The organism is Yersinia sp. 2541 StPb PI (assembly GCF_052217145.1).
GTDB lineage: Bacteria > Pseudomonadota > Gammaproteobacteria > Enterobacterales > Enterobacteriaceae > Yersinia > Yersinia enterocolitica_E.
In genome coordinates this window covers 1,904,175-1,922,269 of sequence record NZ_JAZGQB010000001.1, presented here as the reverse complement: position 1 = coordinate 1,922,269, position 18,095 = coordinate 1,904,175, and the positions used below count along the sequence as shown (strand labels likewise).

The following is an 18,095-nucleotide window of genomic DNA, read 5'->3' as shown; positions in this document are numbered from 1 at the left end:
ATTATGGGTGAATTTACCGGTTTTACTCAACATGGGCTGACATTCTTACAGCACATTGCTCACAACAATAACAAAGAATGGTTCGAGGAACATCGCGATATCTATGATCAGCATCTACTACAGCCAGTGCGAAAACTGGTTACCGACCTGAGTTCAGATATGCTGACTATTGATGAACTGTTTGAAGTTCGTCCGGCGATTGGCAAGACAATTTCTCGCATGAATCGCGATACCCGTTTCTCTCATGATAAGTCACTCTATCGCAGCAATATTTGGTTAACATTTAAAAGATCGCGTAAAAATTGGACGGATGCTCCAACTTACTTTTTCGAATTTGGCCCAGACTGGTGGCGTTATGGGTTGGGGTATTACAGCGCCTCGCGAGAAACAATGGATCTTTTCAGACAACAACTGCTCCGTGCTCCGGCTGATTTTCTCACCATAGCTGACTGTATTTATCCCAATTTCTCGATTGAGGGAGAGAGTTACAAGCGCCCTTTGATTAAAGATCTACCACCGGCATTGGCGGTCTGGTACAACAAGAAGTCGTGGGCATTAATTAGCCACCGCAGAGATATGGATTTATTATTTTCCAGACAACTGGTTGACCGGTTGAGTAAAGACTTTCTCCGTCTTTCACCTATCTATGATTTTTTGATGAAAATTGAAAGCTTGAAGAAAAGTCATAATCACTTTAGCTAGGCGAGAAGATTTACCCTATCCACGGTGCAAAAGTACAATACTCAAATGGGTTTAATCCATTTACAAGCATCAAAACCTTGCAAGCTGCACAGATGAAACATTAGATTTAGAACAGCTTGCTATTAAACGTCCATACGGTCTTATTCATCTTTTACCCCTGCCTTTCAGGGGTTTTACCTTTGATAGCGACTCAACTAATACCCCCACTACTGTAACAAATAGTTATTCATATATTCATAATCAATGGTCAGTTGTAAATAAAAAACTCATGAGCATCATCTTTTGCAACATTCAAACAGATTTGAACTATGTTTTATCTAAATAATAGACAAACAACTAGATGCAAGAGAACTCATTCACTCTTTTCATCAATTATATTTAATGCAGCCCTACAGTAAAAACCCCATCTAGTTGTTTTTGATGTATTTTTATATAACCTACATCACTTTAAATAATAGAATTATAATTGAATAAAAAAATAAATTTAAATATATTAATCATTTAATAAATACAATCTTGCCCCAGGAAAGTGCAATAGCATGAATAATCAGCACCATTATGGGGAATCAATAATTTAATTAATAAAAGTATAAAGTTTTATCTTATGAGGCCGATTACCGTCTGTAGTTATTGTATTCACCTGTTATCAGGGAACTCCCCCATTTACTGAGGTTATTATGAGAGTGAACAAGCCTGTCAGTCGGCAGGAGTATCCCATTGATCGCGATACCACCTTGCAATCCACCACCGATATTCACGGCAATATCGCCTATGCCAATGCCGCTTTTGTTCGCGCCAGTGGTTTTGAATATCAGGACTTACTGAGTCAACCGCACAATGTTGTTCGGCACCCAGATATGCCACCCGCGGCATTTGCTGACATGTGGCAAACCCTGAATGCTGGCTTATCCTGGTCATCACTGGTTAAGAATCGCCGTAAAAATGGTGACTACTATTGGGTACGCGCTAATGCTACGCCATTACGTCATGATGGCCGTCTGACCGGTTATATTTCGGTACGCATTGCCCCCACTCGCGAAGAAGTTAAACAAGCGGAAGCACTGTATGTCGATTTTAATTCGGGTAAGGCCAGGCAGCGCCGCATAGCACTATATCGAGGGTTAGTTGTTCGTACCGGTTGGTTGTCTTTATTGTCGTTGTTCCAAAAATTACCATTACGCTGGCGCTTGCGCGGGGCATTATTGGGGGCAGCTTTACTCCCTACTGTGGCCGCCGGAGTGATAGGGATAACCGGTTTGCCATTATTCGTTTTGGCCGCAGTTAGCGTTGCCAGCAGCGTGGTGACCTCCTGGTGGTTAGAACGTCAGGTTGCCCACCCTATCGCCGCAATTTTGCAACAAGCGCAAGATGTCTCTTCTGGGCAAGCTGTTGATTACGTACAGCTAAATCGCGTTGATGAAATTGGTTACTTGATGCGGAGTGTCAATCAATTAGGGCTGAATCTCCGTTCTCTGACGGATGATGTTAGCGGCCAGGTTGATGGTATTAACACTGCCAGCAGTGAAATTGCCGCAGGGAATCGTGAGTTAAAAGTTAGAACTGAACAGGCTACCGCCAACTTGCAGCATATCGTCAGCGCCACAGAACAATTAGTGGCCACAGTACAGCACAGTGCTAATAGTGCCAATGAAACCACATCGTTGGCCGCGATGAGCAGCCATGCTGCAGAACAAGGCAGCGAGTTGATGCATCAAGTCATTGAAACTATGGGCACGATTAATGCCTCCAGTCATCGTATTGTAGATATTATCAGTGTCATTGAAGGAATCGCCTTTCAGACCAACATTCTGGCGCTCAATGCGGCGGTTGAAGCGGCACGTGCTGGCGAACAAGGTCGAGGGTTTGCGGTAGTTGCCAGCGAGGTACGCCATCTGGCTCAGCGCTCTTCAACCGCGGCCAAAGAAATAAAACAATTAATTGAAACCAGTGTGGAGCGGGTTCGTGACGGTAGCGCCTTAGTGCAAAATGCTGGGGCCACCATGGATAATATCGTCAAACAAGCGGGTCAAGTTTCTACCCTAATCAGTGAAATCAGCACCTCAACCCATGAACAGACACAGGCACTTGGTCAAATTAACCAATCGATCGGTCAGTTAGATCAAATGACACACCAGAATGCGGCCATGGTTGAACAGTATGCCGGAGCGGCAGAAGAATTGGCGCATCGCACCCTGCGCCTAACAGCGGCTGTTCGAATTTACCGCCCAGTAAAATGAGATAGGTTGTTAGATGACATAACGCTGAAATAGTGCCAGCACTGATACTCCAACGCCCTACTTCGGTAGGCTTTGGTGAGGTGTTTAAGAACAGCATCCAGTAATGTTCATATTAAAATTAGCGGAGAGTGTCGCAAGATATTCTCCGCTAATGTCAGATAAGATATGACCCGTCATGACTTAAGGCTATTGGCCTGACATCTCAGATGTAATCCTTTATTTTCAGCATAATATAATATGCCCAGTAGCCATAATACTGCCGCGTTTAACGTCGCCAGAAGGCTGAGTATCATTTTTTATGAAAATCACTTCGCTTTAATAAATAAACATAATTACAACGTTCCATCGTGGGATGAAAATTAATCGCCCCCTAAAAAATGATAATAATCAAAATGATGACCAATCCTTAACTCAGCCATGTTCGGTAACTGTGTTAAATATAATAGCAGTGAAGATATACATATTTCACTCATAGAGTAACAATTAAAGGATTTGATAAAAGAATTATCACACCACATACTTATAAAAAAATTAAACACAAAATAATATATTAAACGATAATTCCCCACAAAAAACACAATGTCATTATGTGCACCAAACTTGGCATTAACGATATTTATCACAAACAAATTAATAATAAGTTTGATAATTAAATAAACAGTAGAATAAGGTTATTTACAAAATATCAAACTGCAATATTACCAATTAATACTTATATATTGTTGCATAAAAATCTAAAAAAACACTTAACTATCGAGGTAAAAATCATGAGTAACAATAAATTACAACTTCGGCATGGCCGGGTCACTGATCCTCAAACACGAGGCTTGGTAGCAACTGATTTAGGATTGATTGCTGAATGGGAAAATAATGAAATGGAAGGAGGAAAAAACTTCCCTGATTTGACAGGCGGTTCTTTCGTCCCCCCTTACGAAATGGATAGTTGGAGCAACCCACCACCCCCTGATGGCCTTATTCTCAGTGGTGGTCACCGCGGTAATCGAGAGGTGGTGAATTTCACCGATAAAGAAATGCAACACAAGCTACGGTCTATCGGTCACCCTAATGATAACTTTACCTGGCCAACTATCGTGGTTAACCCAGGCAGTGACCTTGATATATATTGGGCCTACACTGTTGCTCATGTTACTCGTGGTTATCGTTGGTTTATTACCAAAGATGATTGGAACCCAGCAGAACGTATTACACGGGCTCAATTAGAGCCAGCACCGTTTTATGAAGATATCTATCCTTATGTTCCTTATTACTCGCACAACGATAAGTTAGTGGCTAAAATCGAGCACAAGGTTCATTTACCTAAAGGTAAAAAAGGCCATCACGTCATTATTCTGGCATGGATTGTTGCAGACTCAGGCAATGCGTTTTATCAAGCATGTGATGTCGACTTTGGTCAATAAATAATTAGGCTTTATCTAATTTAGCCAATCTCACTATGCAGGTGGATAAATTTCACCTGTATTTTTATACGATAGCAATAAATAAAAATCCCGCTATAGTAGTCAGGTAGTTACTCAATTATTAAATAAGGAGTTTTATGTCATCACTTAATCAAACATCTGTCCGCGCTCACAAAGGTGAAACTGATGCAAACTTACCTGGTGAAGATCATCTGATCGCCCATGAAGCTTTGCTTGTCGCGTTAATGGTTGAATGTGCTAATGAGTCAGATAACGATCAGTTCCTGGCCAGTGTCCGAGAGACGCTTAGCGGCATCTTACACTCAGCACGTTATCTGGATGCCAGCAAAATAGCCAAAGGCCTGCTCGATGAGGCTGATGATAAAGCCAACCGTTAGTCTATAGCCCTCATCATTGAGGGCTTTTTATTGGTTCATCCTCAGGGTCGTGCCGGTTGTTCAACAATGGCAATAACATGATAATCAACCAATTAAAACGACAACATGATCCATTAAGGTCACACGGTGGTATCGCGTCAGGCGATTAACCTGATTACCCGCATATACAGCAGCACTGTCGTCCTTACTACTGATATCTCCCATCTGAACACCGTATTTTCTGCATCATTGGCTGAAGTATCTACTGGAACATCGCTATCGTGGCGGCTGTACAGGCCTGTGCTAAGGCAAAGGTGAAGGAAATAATAATTGGGTGATCTAGTGACTAAAAAGTCATTTTCGCTCACTCTGTCCATGATTTTTATATGGTTTTACGTTATCGTTATTGTACTTTGCGTATTCGACCTAAAAGATCAATTCGGCAAGGTTTATGAAGCCAAAAAATACAAGGAGGAAAAGTGCTGCTGGATAAATTCTTGCTAGTTGCCATTATGGTTTTATTATCACTTTTTACCTGGTTGTTTTTCTCACCATACCATATGTATTCAATAGTTTATGAGTTTTTAGAGGTATTTGGTTTTAAAGAGGGATACAACAGTTTAGGCATCACTTCAGCCACGGCAACACCGGAATAAACAGATAAATAACAGGTGCCACATCGGGCACCTGTCTTATTTATTTCACAGCCAACTTTATTGACTACTGATTTCATTTTGCTCTTTCGGCGGCAGAACTGAATAACTGGCAACTATCGCCGTAAGAATAATAAACAGATGCCCTTCTGAAGAGTCGAGTAAGAAGGAATTAAACAAGTGGCAAGCCAAATAGGCACCAAGTAATGCAATCAGCACATTTCTAACCTGAGCAGATAAACGCCATGCGGAGCGGAAATAACACCACATCCATCCCAGGAATAAGGCTAACCCGACCAATCCCGACTGAACTGTCTGCATCAGATATTCATTATGTGGATTGATGCTATACGCACTTTGCGAGAAAGAATACCAAAAACCCCCAGCCCCATGACCCAATATCGGCGCATCCTCAATCAACTTCACTGAGGCGAGCATAAATGCGGTACGTAGCCCCATCGAGCTATCACAGGAAACATTAGCATCACCATTCGAGACGGCCAGACAGGTTTTAACCTCAGTCACGCCCTGCTGCAACCGATCTACCGCCCGGTTAGGCACCATAAGTACAATGGCCGCGACGATAAATGCGCAAACGACCATCGCCAAGCGCTGGCGGATTGACAGTGACAGTAACCCCCACAGGCCAAATGCCGCGGCCAATGCAACATAGCCGGTGCGGCCTTGCACCATAAACACAATGTTATAGATAGCCAAACACATCAACAGACCATAACCCCAACGCTTCCATCCTTGGCTTCTAAAAGCCAGAGCAAGCCAGATAGCGGCGGCCAGTGCCATAAAGAAATTATGCGTAATTTGCAGTTTAAACACAGAGGGATTCAGTGGATCGATATGCCCCAACGGCAGATGGAGAAGGCCAACCCACAGGCTGGCTGCCAGGATAACGGCATTTGCCAGTAAAAAACCTTTGGCAAAATAGCCAGCCAATGAACGTGACAGCACAAAGAACATCGCTAACGGTAAGATATACAGTAATTTGGAGTACTTGCTGACCATCACTTTGCCGTATAGGTTATGCTGCCAGAGCAACGACAGTGCCAGCAGCATGAACATAATGGCAGGCAACCAAATCAACGGATTCTTTGCCAACGTTTTCACATAGCGAGTATCGCGGTTCAGCAGCAAACAGATGACAGCTAACACCATCGACAAATTCATTATGAAATTAGAAGTGGGTAGACCAATACCTAACAGGAATGCCGTAGCACAGGAAAACATGCCAACATATCGATGCACTGGCGCTGAGCCGGGCAAAGAAGTAGAAACCGGAGAAATCATAAGTCACTCACTTCGAATTGATAATCAGTTGAGGCTATCAGATACCTTTTCGCAAAGGATAGCAGCCCCAATTTACGCCATAACCAACCATCAGATAACCACTAGCTATGGCAATATTTTGTGGCGAGTGCCGTTATGCTGCCAGTGATCTAAACAAGTAACGGAACCACCATAATGGTCGCCACCAAAGCTTGCGTTCAGGCACCGTCGGCACACGTGAATGCACTTTTTTAATTTCCCAGTTAAAGTTAAGAAATATCCGGCTATGGCCATATTCTGCACCAAACCGTGCAATTTCACTCTTCTTCCGGTCATCAATCGGGGCGTTGTGAGTCAAATCACGATCCAGAGAATGGTAGCTTTTCTTCCTATCTACATTACGCTCAATGCATCGGTACTGCTTAGGCAGATAACGTGGTGTGCTACCATGATCTTTATGGAACTTCACAAACCGATAATCCTCCGAGCCATAATGGCCAGCGAACTCTTCATCATACCCATACAACCTAAAGAACCGTGCTCTGGACATGAAGAACAGGTTAGGATGGCCACGATAGGCTTTACCTGTTTTTTCATCTGTGCGGTAGATACGATATAGGGAACGGCCAGGGTTACGGGCATTCACCAAATAACGCAGGGTGTCTGCCGGTAGCAAGCAATCTAAATCAGTAATGATAATCTTATCTGACTTCGCGTATGTCACCCCCAGATTCCGAGAGCCGGCCTGATTCCACTGAATATCAGTGGTTATTCTTAACCACGTGAAATTCAAATCATAATCCTTTACGTCATACTCTAATGGCGAGCAATCATCGACGATGACAAACTCCACTGCATCTTTAATATCATCAGGGTAAGTTTCATATTCCTTCAACAAAGATTCAACAGAATCCATATTTCCCTGATTACAGTAAAAATGAGTTACATAAGTCAGTTTGATATGCTGCTTATCTAACGGATGCCGTGCTTTAACAATTTCTACATCCTTTGTCACAATGTAAACCTCTGTTTTAAGAGAGAAAATAAAGAATAAGATTTTTATAATATCTTGAAAACTGCGAGCTAAATAAGCTCAGTACAATTCGCCAGCAGCTATATGCCAAATAACTTGCGGTAAAGGATAAAGAGTTACCATAATCAGTCAAATATTTTCTTCATATATTCCTACCGCAAGAACAGTTTGAGAGGTGAATAACAATTTAATAACAAATAAGAGATAAATCTGTACTAGTAGATATTTAAGCAATCAACTTCGTCCCTTCTTGGGATAAAAAAAGCCTCACGGTAGCTTAAACTCCCGCGAGGCTTTGTTCTGCTCAACAATTTACATGTTGTCGATGATATCTTGACCAAACTCGCTACATTTGCGCAGTTTAGCGCCATCCATCAGGCGTTCGAAATCATAAGTCACGGTCTTGGCCTGAATTGCGCCTTCGGTGCCTTTGATAATCAAGTCAGCCGCTTCGAACCAACCCATATGACGTAGCATCATTTCTGCGGACAGAATGATTGAGCCTGGGTTCACTTTATCCTGACCAGCATATTTTGGTGCAGTGCCGTGAGTGGCCTCAAACAAAGCACAATCATCACCAATGTTGGCACCCGGAGCAATACCGATACCGCCAACCTGAGCAGCCAAGGCGTCAGAGATGTAATCACCATTCAGGTTCATACAGGCGATAACATCATATTCAGCAGGACGCAGCAGAATTTGTTGCAGGAAGGCATCAGCAATCACATCTTTGATAATGATCTCTTTGCCATTATTGGGGTTCTTGATTTTAACCCAAGGACCGCCATCGATCAGCTCACCACCAAATTCCTCACGTGCTAACTGGTAACCCCAGTCTTTAAAGGCACCTTCGGTGAATTTCATAATGTTGCCTTTATGAACCAGAGTTACTGATTCACGATCGTTGGTAATTGCATACTCAATTGCCGCACGAACCAAGCGCTTAGTCCCTTCTTCTGAGCAAGGTTTGATACCAATACCGCATTGTTCAGGGAAACGGATTTTCTTCACACCCATCTCTTCACGCAGGAACTTAATCACTTTTTCAGCTTCTGGTGAACCGGCTTTCCATTCGATTCCAGCATAGATATCTTCCGCGTTTTCGCGGAAAATTACCATGTTGGTCAATTCAGGGTGTTTTACCGGGCTTGGGGTCCCTTCGTAATAACGCACCGGACGCAGGCACACATACAGATCAAGTTGTTGGCGCAAAGCAACGTTCAACGAACGAATACCGCCACCGACCGGGGTAGTCAATGGGCCTTTAATCGCCACGCGGTACTCACGAATCAGATCCAATGTTTCTTCTGGCAGCCAAACATCTTTGCCATAAACATGCGTTGACTTCTCACCGGTGTAGATTTCCATCCAGGAGATTTTACGCTCACCTTTATAGGCTTTCTTAACCGCGGCATCTACCACGTGGATCATGGCAGGGGTCACATCAACGCCGATACCATCACCTTCAATAAATGGAATGATCGGATTATGCGGAACAACCAGTTTACCCTGAGCATCGACAGTAATTTTCTTACCTTCTGCCGGAACAACTACTTTGCTTTCCATCAACCTTCTCCTTCAGCGCAATTTTGTTAATGCCTTGTAAGATTCGTGTCAATACTACTTGAATATTCGTTCCACGCCAATCCGAAACGGATTGAGGTATAATGCGCTAATCATTCGGAATCGCAATAAACATGAATAAATTCTCTGTTAAAAATCACAAAGTTAACCGATTCAGCACCAAGACGCCGGCCAAACGGGTAAAGCCTGTCGGCCCAAGGAGAGTGTTGTTATTCAACAAACCTTTCGATGTCTTGCCACAATTTACCGATGAGTCTGGCCGTAGCACATTGAAGGAATTTATCCCCTTTAACGACGTTTATGCCGCAGGCAGACTCGATCGCGACAGTGAAGGTTTACTGGTATTAACCAATGATGGCAAGTTGCAAGCCAAACTCACCCAACCGGGCGAGAAAACAGGTAAAATCTATTTTGTACAAGTAGAAGGAATACCTGGCGATGATGCTCTCGGCCAATTACGCCGTGGTGTCACCTTAAAAGATGGCCCTACCTTACCCGCAGGGGCTGAGTTGGTTAATGAACCTGAGTGGCTATGGCCGCGGGTGCCTCCGATCAGAGAGCGCAAAAATAGTCCTACCTGCTGGCTACAGATCACACTTTACGAAGGTCGTAATCGGCAAGTGCGCAGAATGACGGCCCATATTGGCTTCCCTACCCTGCGTCTGATACGGTTTAGTGTAGGAAATTTAAGCCTTGCCGACCTACAGCCCGGCGAATGGAAGGAGATTAACTATGTTTAAGCCCCATGTAACTGTCGCTTGTGTTGTGCACGCACAAGGGAAATTCTTAGTTGTCGAAGAGACGATTAATGGCAAAAAACTATGGAATCAACCGGCTGGACATTTGGAAGCCAATGAAACTCTGTTGCAAGCCGCAGAGAGAGAGTTGTGGGAAGAGACCGGAATTCGCGCCACACCGCAATCTTTTCTGCGAATGCATCAATGGATAGCCCCGGACAAGACCCCATTTTTGCGCTTCGCTTTCGTTATTGAACTGCTGGCCCCCTTACCCACCCATCCTCATGATAGTGATATTGATTGCTGTCGGTGGCTCTTGGCTGATGAAATACTGCAATCAGCCAATTTACGTTCACCATTAGTGGCCGAGAGTATCCGCTGTTACCAACAACCCGAACGTTATTCCCTTGATCTGGTTGGTTCTTTTAACTGGCCTTTATAAAAAGTAGCGTTGATTTACTCAGGTAATTTCGTCGAGAGCGCGAATCTAGAATGCAGCCGAGCGGTCAACGTGATAAAATCCGGCGCTTGTTTTTATAATGCCTTGCCCGTGGCGATAAAGTGTTCGGATAGTGCTATCCGCCTTGGTCTCTATCAGAAGCTTAGGTATTTACGTTAGTGAGACTCCCATGTCAGATAATAGCCAGAAAAAAGTAATCGTCGGTATGTCCGGCGGTGTCGACTCTTCCGTTTCCGCCTACCTGCTTCAGCAACAGGGTTACCAAGTTGCCGGTTTGTTCATGAAGAATTGGGAAGAGGATGATGGCGAAGAGTATTGCTCAGCAGCGACCGATTTGGCCGATGCGCAAGCAGTATGCGACAAACTGGGCATGGAGTTGCACACCGTCAATTTTGCCGCAGAATATTGGGATAACGTGTTCGAATTGTTCCTGGAAGAATATAAAGCCGGGCGCACACCTAACCCTGATATTCTGTGTAATAAAGAGATCAAGTTTAAAGCTTTCCTTGAGTTTGCCGCCGAAGACTTAGGGGCTGACTATATTGCCACTGGCCACTATGTTCGCCGCCAGGATGTCAATGGAAAAAGCCGTTTACTACGTGGTCTGGATGGCAATAAAGATCAAAGTTACTTCCTCTATACATTAAGCCACGAACAATTGGCCCAAAGCCTATTCCCGGTCGGCGAACTGGAAAAACCCGAAGTGCGCCGTATCGCCGAGCAACTTGATCTGGTCACCGCCAAGAAAAAAGACTCCACCGGCATCTGCTTTATCGGTGAGCGCAAATTCCGTGATTTCCTGGGGCGTTATCTGCCCGCACAACCCGGCCCTATCATGACTGTTGACGGTCAGCATATGGGCGAGCATCAGGGATTGATGTATCACACCTTGGGGCAACGTAAAGGGCTGGGTATCGGTGGCACCAAAGATGGCGGTGATGACCCATGGTATGTGGTAGATAAAGATGTCGCCAATAATATCTTGCTTGTGGCGCAAGGACATGAACATCCACGGTTAATGTCAGTCGGTCTGATAGCCCAACAGTTGCATTGGGTTGACCGTCAACCGATAACCGCCGCTTTTCAGTGTGTGGTGAAAACACGCTACCGTCAGCAGGATATTCCCTGCACCGTCACCCCGCTGGATGATGAGCGTATCGAGGTCAGATTCGATAGCCCGGTTGCCGCAGTAACCCCGGGTCAGTCCGCTGTATTTTATCAAGGTGAAGTCTGCCTTGGCGGCGGTATCATTGAAGAGCGTTATCCACTGACTGACGTAGTAACAAACTAAATCAGCCCAGCAATGAACCAGAACGTTTACAGGAGTGACCGTGGCGAAGAATTATTATGACATTACGCTGGCACTGGCAGGGATCTGCCAGTCCGCTCGCTTGGTTCAGCAACTGGCTCATGAAGGCCAGTGCGATAATGAGGCATTGAACACCATCTTGGGCGGGCTACTACAGACCGACCCACCGTCAACACTTGCGGTGTACGGCGGTAATGAGCAATCGCTGAAAATGGGATTGGAGACGCTGCAAACGGTCTTAAATGCCAATCGTCAGGGGCCAGCAGCAGAATTGACCCGCTATACCCTCAGCTTAATGGTGTTAGAACGCAAGCTCAATGGCAATAAGCCTGCCATGAATACATTGGGTGACCGAATCAATCAGCTTGATCGCCAACTGGCACATTTCGATCTTGAATCAGAAACAATGATGAGTTCACTGGCATCCATTTATACTGATGTCATCAGCCCTCTCGGCCCACGCATTCAGGTTACCGGTTCACCCGCTATTTTACAAAGCACGTTGGTGCAGGCAAAAGTTCGTGCCGCCCTGCTGGCGGGTATTCGCTCAGCCGTGCTTTGGCAACAAGTCGGTGGAAGCCGCTTGCAGTTAATGTTTTCGCGAAATCGTCTTTTTAAACAGGCACAGAGTATTCTTGCTCATAATTGAACCATACCAAAGTAATTGGAGTTGCCACCGATGGAATTATCCTCACTGACCGCCGTTTCACCTATTGATGGTCGCTACGGCGACAAAGTCAGCGCACTGCGCCCAATCTTTAGCGAATTCGGTTTGCTGAAATTCCGCGTGCAGGTCGAAGTACGTTGGCTGCAAAAACTGGCCGCCTGCGCAGAGATCAAAGAAGTTCCGGCTTTTGATGCCGACGCAAACGCTTACCTTGACAAGATCGTGCAACAGTTCAACGAACAAGATGCACAGCGCATCAAAACCATTGAGCGCACGACTAATCATGATGTGAAAGCTGTTGAGTATTTCCTGAAAGAAAAAGTAGCGAGTGTTCCGGCGTTGCACGCAGTGTCAGAATTTATTCACTTTGCTTGTACTTCAGAAGATATCAATAACTTATCCCACGCCTTAATGTTGCAAACCGCCCGTCAGGATGTGGTATTGCCAATGTGGCGGCAGATTATTGATTCAATTAAAGCGCTGGCCCACCAGTACCGTGATTTGCCACTGCTGTCCCGTACCCATGGTCAGCCAGCCACACCTTCAACCATCGGTAAAGAACTGGCTAACGTTGCTTACCGTATGGAGCGCCAGTTCCGTCAACTGTCACAAGTGGAAATTCTGGGTAAAATCAACGGTGCAGTAGGTAACTATAATGCTCACATCGTTGCTTATCCTGAAGTGGACTGGCATCAGTTCAGCGAAAGTTTTGTCACGTCGCTGGGGATCAACTGGAACCCATACACTACGCAAATTGAACCTCATGATTACATTGCCGAACTGTTTGATTGTGTTGCCCGTTTCAATACTATCCTGATCGATTTTGACCGTGATATTTGGGGTTACGTTGCCCTAAATCATTTCAAACAAAAAACTATCGCCGGTGAAATCGGTTCAAGCACCATGCCCCATAAAGTGAACCCCATTGATTTCGAAAACTCCGAAGGCAATTTGGGCATGTCCAATGCGGTGCTCGGACATCTGGCCAGTAAATTACCGGTTTCCCGCTGGCAGCGCGACCTGACTGACTCCACAGTGCTCCGTAATTTAGGTGTTGGTTTGGGCTATGCGTTAATAGCCTATCAGGCGACAATGAAAGGCATTAGCAAGTTGGAAGTCAACGAAACGCACCTACTGGATGAGCTTGATCACAACTGGGAAGTTCTGGCTGAGCCGATCCAAACCGTAATGCGCCGTTATGGCATTGAAAAACCGTATGAAAAACTCAAAGAACTCACCCGTGGCAAGCGGGTAGATGCCGCAGGCATGCAGGCATTTATCGATGGCCTTGCCTTACCGGAAGAAGAAAAAACCCGGTTGAAAGCAATGACGCCCGCTAATTATATTGGCCGGGCAGCCACTATGGTCGATGAATTAAAGTAATTTTTTAATCCCTAATACAGGTGGTAGCCCTATGCCACCTGTATTATCCTCCTGATTTCTCTTATTTTCCTGCGTACTCTCCCCTCCTGTTTAGCAACGGTTTAGCCGTTATCATCGATAATATCCGCGATGCCAAAAGGACGTTACAATTGCAGGAGCTATTATTATATGTTGAAGCAAACCTTATTATCTCTCGCCCTGATGGGTACCTGTACAGCCGCAATAGCAGGTGATTACACTTATGTAGCGGGTGGCTTGCAATACGGTGCCATCAGCAATAAGGCCCGTTTTGATAAACAGTTTGACCAAAAAAAGTACAGCCAGACGGGTAATCGCGAGATGGGCGGCATTTATCTGAATGGTGGCTATGGATTTGATAATGATCTCTTTATTGATGCCCGTCTGAACAGTATTGCCAATAACGATCGCGGCCTTGCACAAGCAGTGCTCGGCTTGGGGTACCACTTTGCTTTTTCACCTAATATCGATTTTTATAGCTTAGTGGGTGGCAGCCGCCATGCGATGGTATTTGATGCCAGCAAAGACGGTAAAAAAACCAATACCTACAATAGCGCTACCGGTGAAATCGGTATTAAGAGCAAACTCACGCAAAGTATCGGTATGGATGTTGCCTATCGCCTGGCAAATTATGACCACCGGGCATTCCATGAAGCGCGAATTACGACGAGCTACGCCTTAACACAGAGCCTTGCAGCGGAAGTAGGTTACACCTACCATAACTGGAAAGTGAGTGATCAAGCAATGCAAGCAGGTTTACGTTACAACTTCTAAGTCATTGATTTTAATTGTTTACTTGCCGGGTAATATTGAGTTGCCCGGTTAAGTCTTATCGAGGAATGTGGTATGCGGGTTCTGGTTGTGGAAGATAATGCTTTATTGCGTCACCATCTTACGGTGCAAATGCGTGAAATGGGCCATCAGGTTGATGCAGCGGAAGATGCTAAAGAAGCAGACTATTTCTTGCAAGAGCATGCCCCGGATATCGCGATTATTGATCTCGGCCTTCCCGGGGAAGATGGCTTAAGTCTTATTCGTCGCTGGCGCAGTCATCAAACAAACTTACCTATTCTGGTGCTCACAGCACGGGAAAGCTGGCAAGATAAAGTCGCCGTGCTGGAAGCGGGTGCCGATGATTACGTGACTAAGCCCTTTCATCTTGAAGAAGTCATCGCACGGATGCAGGCGTTGATGCGCCGCAATATTGGTTTAGCATCTCAGGTAATTGAATTCCCTCCGTTTCAGATTGACCTCTCGCGCCGAGAGTTGTGTGTCAATCAGCAACAGATTAAACTGACGGCCTTTGAATACACTATCATCGAAACCCTTATTCGTAATGCCGGTAAAGTGGTCAGCAAAGATACGCTCATGCTGCAACTCTATCCTGATGCAGAACTACGTGAGAGCCACACCATCGATGTATTAATGGGCCGTTTGCGTAAAAAGCTACTGGCAGAACATGAAGGCGAAGTGATTACGACCATCCGAGGTCAGGGATACCGTTTTGACGCCAGCTAGACACTATGTTCAGGAAAAATAGCAAACCGTTCTCTCTTCGTGCGCGTTTTCTTATGGCGACAGCAGGTGTCATTTTAGCGCTGTCGTTATCTTATGGCATGGTTGCCGTGGTTGGGTACATTGTCAGCTTTGATAAAAATACCTTCAGTGCCCATCGCGGTGAAAGTAACTTATTTTTCAGTTTGGCTCAGTGGCATGATAATAAACTGAGTATTTCGGTTCCCCCTGAACTTGAACTGAACATCCCAACGTTGGTGCTGATTTATGACAAAGACGGCAATATTTTGTGGCGTCAGCGCCATGTGCCCGAGCTTGAATCGCATATCGAAAAAAGTTGGTTACAAAAACCCGGCTTCTACGAACTGGATACCGGGACACACATCAGTAGCATGATGTTGGGTGATAACCCCAAAGCCCAAGACCAGCTAAAAAAATATGACGATACTGATAACAGCGCCCTAACGCACTCAATCTCCGTCAATACTTATCCTGCGACCTCACGCTTACCACAGCTCACCATTGTGGTCGTAGATACCATCCCGCAGGAGTTACAACGTTCTGACTTGGTGTGGAACTGGTTTAGCTATGTGTTACTGGCTAATTTGCTGTTGGTGGTTCCCTTACTGTGGCTGGCGGCCTACTGGAGCCTGCGGCCAATTAAAGCACTGGTCAGTCAAATCAGTCAGTTGGAAAAAGGTGAACGCGAACAACTGGATGAAAATCCACCGCGTGAATTACAGAGTTTGGTTCGAAACCTCAATATTTTGCTCACCAATGAGCGTCAACGTTACACCAAGTATCGCACAACCTTGTCGGATCTCACCCACAGCCTTAAGACCCCACTGGCGGTATTACAGACCACCCTGCGTTCTTTACGTACCGGCAAGCAGACGACCATCGAAGAGGTCGAACCTATCATGCTAGAGCAGATAAGCCGTATCTCTCAGCAAATTGGCTATTACCTGCACCGCGCCAGTATGCGTTCCGAACAGAATGTACTGGTCCGGGAAATCCACTCGGTACCGGCGCTGTTAGACAGCTTGTGCAGCGCACTGAATAAAGTCTATCAGCGTAAAGGGGTAGTACTCACGCTGGATATCTCACCTGAAGTCACCTTCCTTGGTGATAAAAATGACTTTATGGAAGTGATGGGCAACGTACTGGATAACGCTTGCAAGTATTGTCTTGAATTCGTTGAGATTACCGCCCTACACTCTGAAAAACAGCTAACTATTGTGGTAGATGATGATGGACCGGGTATTCCTGAAAGTAAGCGGTTGCTGATTTTCCAGCGCGGCCAGCGAGTTGATACTTTGCGCCCTGGACAAGGGCTGGGACTATCCGTGGCCGCCGAAATTATTGAACAGTATCAAGGTGAGATTTCCATCACTGAAAGCCCCTTAGGTGGAGCCAAAATGATGGTGACTTTTGGCCAGCAACATGATTATCACGATGATTAACAAAATTTGCCTGCCAGCCCCTGATACTAAAGGCTGGCTTCCGTTATAATCACAAGCAAATTCCCTCCTATTCTGGAATAAACATGGATTACCAACTCTGTCTCGATTGGCCTGACTTTCTGCAACGTTACTGGCAGAAACGCCCCGTTATCCTCAAACGCGGTTTTAAAAACTTTATAGACCCGCTCTCGCCGGATGAACTTGCTGGGCTAGCGATGGAAAATGAAGTCGACAGCCGCTTGGTAAGCCATGAAGATGGTCGTTGGCAAGTGAGCCACGGCCCGTTTGAGAGTTTTGATCACTTAGGTGAAACCAACTGGTCGCTGCTGGTTCAAGCTGTTGACCATTGGCATGAGCCTGCCGCTGCATTAATGCGCCCCTTCCGCCAGCTATCTGACTGGCGTATGGATGATTTGATGATCTCCTTCTCCGTACCCGGTGGCGGTGTTGGCCCACATTTTGATCAATATGATGTCTTTATCATTCAGGGGACTGGCCGCCGCCGCTGGCGAGTGGGTGAAAAAACTGAAATGAAGCAGCATTGCCCACACCCTGACTTGCTACAAGTCGCTCCCTTTGATGCCATCATTGATGAGGAAATGGAGCCGGGCGATATTCTCTACATTCCACCGGGTTTCCCCCATGAAGGCTATGCACTTGAAAATGCATTGAATTATTCAGTCGGTTTCCGCGCGCCAAATGGCCGTGAATTAGTCAGTGGTTTTGCCGATTATATCCTTTCGCGTGAATTGGGGAGCTACCGTTACAGTGATCCTGATTTGCAACTGCGTGACCAGCCAGCAGATATTTTGCCACATGAAGTCGATAAGCTGCGGGCAATGATGTTGGATTTACTCCAGCAACCCGAGCATTTCCAAAACTGGTTTGGTGAGTTTACTTCTCAATCACGTCATGAGCTGGATGTTGCGCCACCTGAACCACCTTATCAGGCCAGTGAGATCTATGATTTGCTACAACAAGGTGAAGCATTACGCCGCCTTAGTGGCCTGCGCGCTTTACGTATTGGTGATAGCTGCTTTGTTAACGGTGAACTGATTGATACGCCGCATATGAGTGCTGCCAATGCTTTGTGTCAACATTTCAGTGTGGATGCTCAACAACTTGGTGATGCATTGGAAGACCCAGCGTTCCTGGCACTGCTGGCGGAACTGGTTAATAGCGGTTATTGGTATTTCAACGACTAATCTCTGTGATATATGATACAAAACGCCCCATTTACGTGGCGTTTTGTATAGGC

Annotated in this window: 17 protein-coding genes and 1 pseudogene; 14 read left to right on the top strand and 4 right to left on the bottom strand. The window is 45.4% G+C overall.

All coding sequences use genetic code 11. The annotated features are described in order from the left end of the window. Positions 1–3: 3 nt before the first annotated feature. Positions 4–702 carry a DUF2461 domain-containing protein gene (locus V1953_RS08435; RefSeq protein ID WP_083158559.1) on the top strand — a complete coding sequence of 233 codons (699 nt, stop codon included), beginning with the start codon at positions 4–6 and terminating at the stop codon, positions 700–702. Positions 703–1,379: 677 nt separating this feature from the next. Then, positions 1,380–2,939 carry a methyl-accepting chemotaxis protein gene (locus V1953_RS08430; protein WP_372569278.1) on the top strand — a complete coding sequence of 520 codons (1,560 nt, stop codon included), beginning with the start codon at positions 1,380–1,382 and terminating at the stop codon, positions 2,937–2,939. 44 nt (positions 2,940–2,983) lie between these two features. On the opposite strand, the pseudogene V1953_RS08425 reads toward V1953_RS08430, so the two are convergent. Then, positions 2,984–3,232, bottom strand: a pseudogene (locus V1953_RS08425) (IS4 family transposase); the annotation flags it as partial. 474 nt (positions 3,233–3,706) lie between these two features. On the opposite strand from V1953_RS08425, the gene V1953_RS08420 reads away from it, so the two are divergent. The 3 genes from V1953_RS08420 to V1953_RS08410 all read left to right on the top strand — a co-directional run bounded on the left by V1953_RS08420 (position 3,707) and on the right by V1953_RS08410 (position 5,390). Continuing rightward, positions 3,707–4,357, top strand: coding sequence for a lytic polysaccharide monooxygenase auxiliary activity family 9 protein (locus V1953_RS08420; RefSeq protein ID WP_083158557.1), 651 nt, complete (start codon positions 3,707–3,709; stop codon positions 4,355–4,357). Between the two features lie 137 nt (positions 4,358–4,494). After that, complete coding sequence (locus V1953_RS08415) at positions 4,495–4,755, top strand: hypothetical protein (protein ID WP_083158556.1); 261 nt, start codon at positions 4,495–4,497, stop codon at positions 4,753–4,755. Between the two features lie 458 nt (positions 4,756–5,213). Next, positions 5,214–5,390 (top strand): hypothetical protein, encoded by a 177-nt coding sequence (locus V1953_RS08410; protein ID WP_193784641.1) that lies wholly within the window; start codon positions 5,214–5,216, stop codon positions 5,388–5,390. A 57-nt stretch (positions 5,391–5,447) separates the two neighbouring features. Here V1953_RS08410 and V1953_RS08405 read toward each other — a convergent pair whose 3' ends face one another. The 3 genes from V1953_RS08405 to icd all read right to left on the bottom strand — a co-directional run bounded on the left by V1953_RS08405 (position 5,448) and on the right by icd (position 9,267). Further along, positions 5,448–6,689, bottom strand: coding sequence for an O-antigen ligase family protein (locus V1953_RS08405; protein WP_442850830.1), 1,242 nt, complete (start codon positions 6,687–6,689; stop codon positions 5,448–5,450). Between the two features lie 133 nt (positions 6,690–6,822). Next, a complete protein-coding gene (locus tag V1953_RS08400) occupies positions 6,823–7,683 on the bottom strand; it encodes a glycosyltransferase family A protein (RefSeq protein ID WP_083158555.1) in 861 nt (286 codons plus the stop codon). 330 nt (positions 7,684–8,013) lie between these two features. Next, positions 8,014–9,267: an NADP-dependent isocitrate dehydrogenase gene (gene icd / locus V1953_RS08395; protein ID WP_005183101.1), complete on the bottom strand. Its 1,254-nt coding sequence runs from the start codon at positions 9,265–9,267 to the stop codon at positions 8,014–8,016. A gap of 131 nt (positions 9,268–9,398) precedes the next feature. On the opposite strand from icd, the gene rluE reads away from it, so the two are divergent. From rluE to V1953_RS08350, 9 genes are all read left to right on the top strand, one after another. Next, positions 9,399–10,025 carry a 23S rRNA pseudouridine(2457) synthase RluE gene (gene rluE / locus V1953_RS08390; protein WP_083158554.1) on the top strand — a complete coding sequence of 209 codons (627 nt, stop codon included), beginning with the start codon at positions 9,399–9,401 and terminating at the stop codon, positions 10,023–10,025. After that, entirely contained in the window at positions 10,018–10,464 is a 447-nt protein-coding gene (locus V1953_RS08385) for an NUDIX hydrolase (protein ID WP_083158553.1), read from the top strand. The genes rluE and V1953_RS08385 overlap by 8 nt, the downstream gene beginning before the upstream one ends. Positions 10,465–10,651: 187 nt before the next feature. Further along, positions 10,652–11,773: a tRNA 2-thiouridine(34) synthase MnmA gene (mnmA, locus tag V1953_RS08380; RefSeq protein ID WP_442847748.1), complete on the top strand. Its 1,122-nt coding sequence runs from the start codon at positions 10,652–10,654 to the stop codon at positions 11,771–11,773. A gap of 40 nt (positions 11,774–11,813) precedes the next feature. Beyond that, on the top strand, positions 11,814–12,440 hold the full coding sequence (hflD, locus tag V1953_RS08375; RefSeq protein ID WP_083158551.1) for a high frequency lysogenization protein HflD: 627 nt from the start codon (positions 11,814–11,816) through the stop codon (positions 12,438–12,440). A gap of 30 nt (positions 12,441–12,470) precedes the next feature. Beyond that, complete coding sequence (purB, locus tag V1953_RS08370; RefSeq protein ID WP_083158550.1) at positions 12,471–13,841, top strand: adenylosuccinate lyase; 1,371 nt, start codon at positions 12,471–12,473, stop codon at positions 13,839–13,841. 168 nt (positions 13,842–14,009) lie between these two features. Beyond that, the gene (locus V1953_RS08365) at positions 14,010–14,633 is read left to right on the top strand and encodes a YPO1635 family putative outer membrane beta-barrel protein (protein ID WP_083158549.1); all 624 of its coding nucleotides are present in this window, start codon (positions 14,010–14,012) and stop codon (positions 14,631–14,633) included. A 72-nt stretch (positions 14,634–14,705) separates the two neighbouring features. Further along, complete coding sequence (gene phoP, locus V1953_RS08360) at positions 14,706–15,377, top strand: two-component system response regulator PhoP (RefSeq protein WP_042569971.1); 672 nt, start codon at positions 14,706–14,708, stop codon at positions 15,375–15,377. A 5-nt stretch (positions 15,378–15,382) separates the two neighbouring features. Then, on the top strand, positions 15,383–16,837 hold the full coding sequence (gene phoQ, locus V1953_RS08355) for a two-component system sensor histidine kinase PhoQ (RefSeq protein ID WP_442850829.1): 1,455 nt from the start codon (positions 15,383–15,385) through the stop codon (positions 16,835–16,837). Between the two features lie 83 nt (positions 16,838–16,920). After that, a complete protein-coding gene (locus V1953_RS08350) occupies positions 16,921–18,042 on the top strand; it encodes a ribosomal protein uL16 3-hydroxylase (RefSeq protein ID WP_372569282.1) in 1,122 nt (373 codons plus the stop codon). The last annotated feature ends 53 nt before the right edge of the window (positions 18,043–18,095 follow it).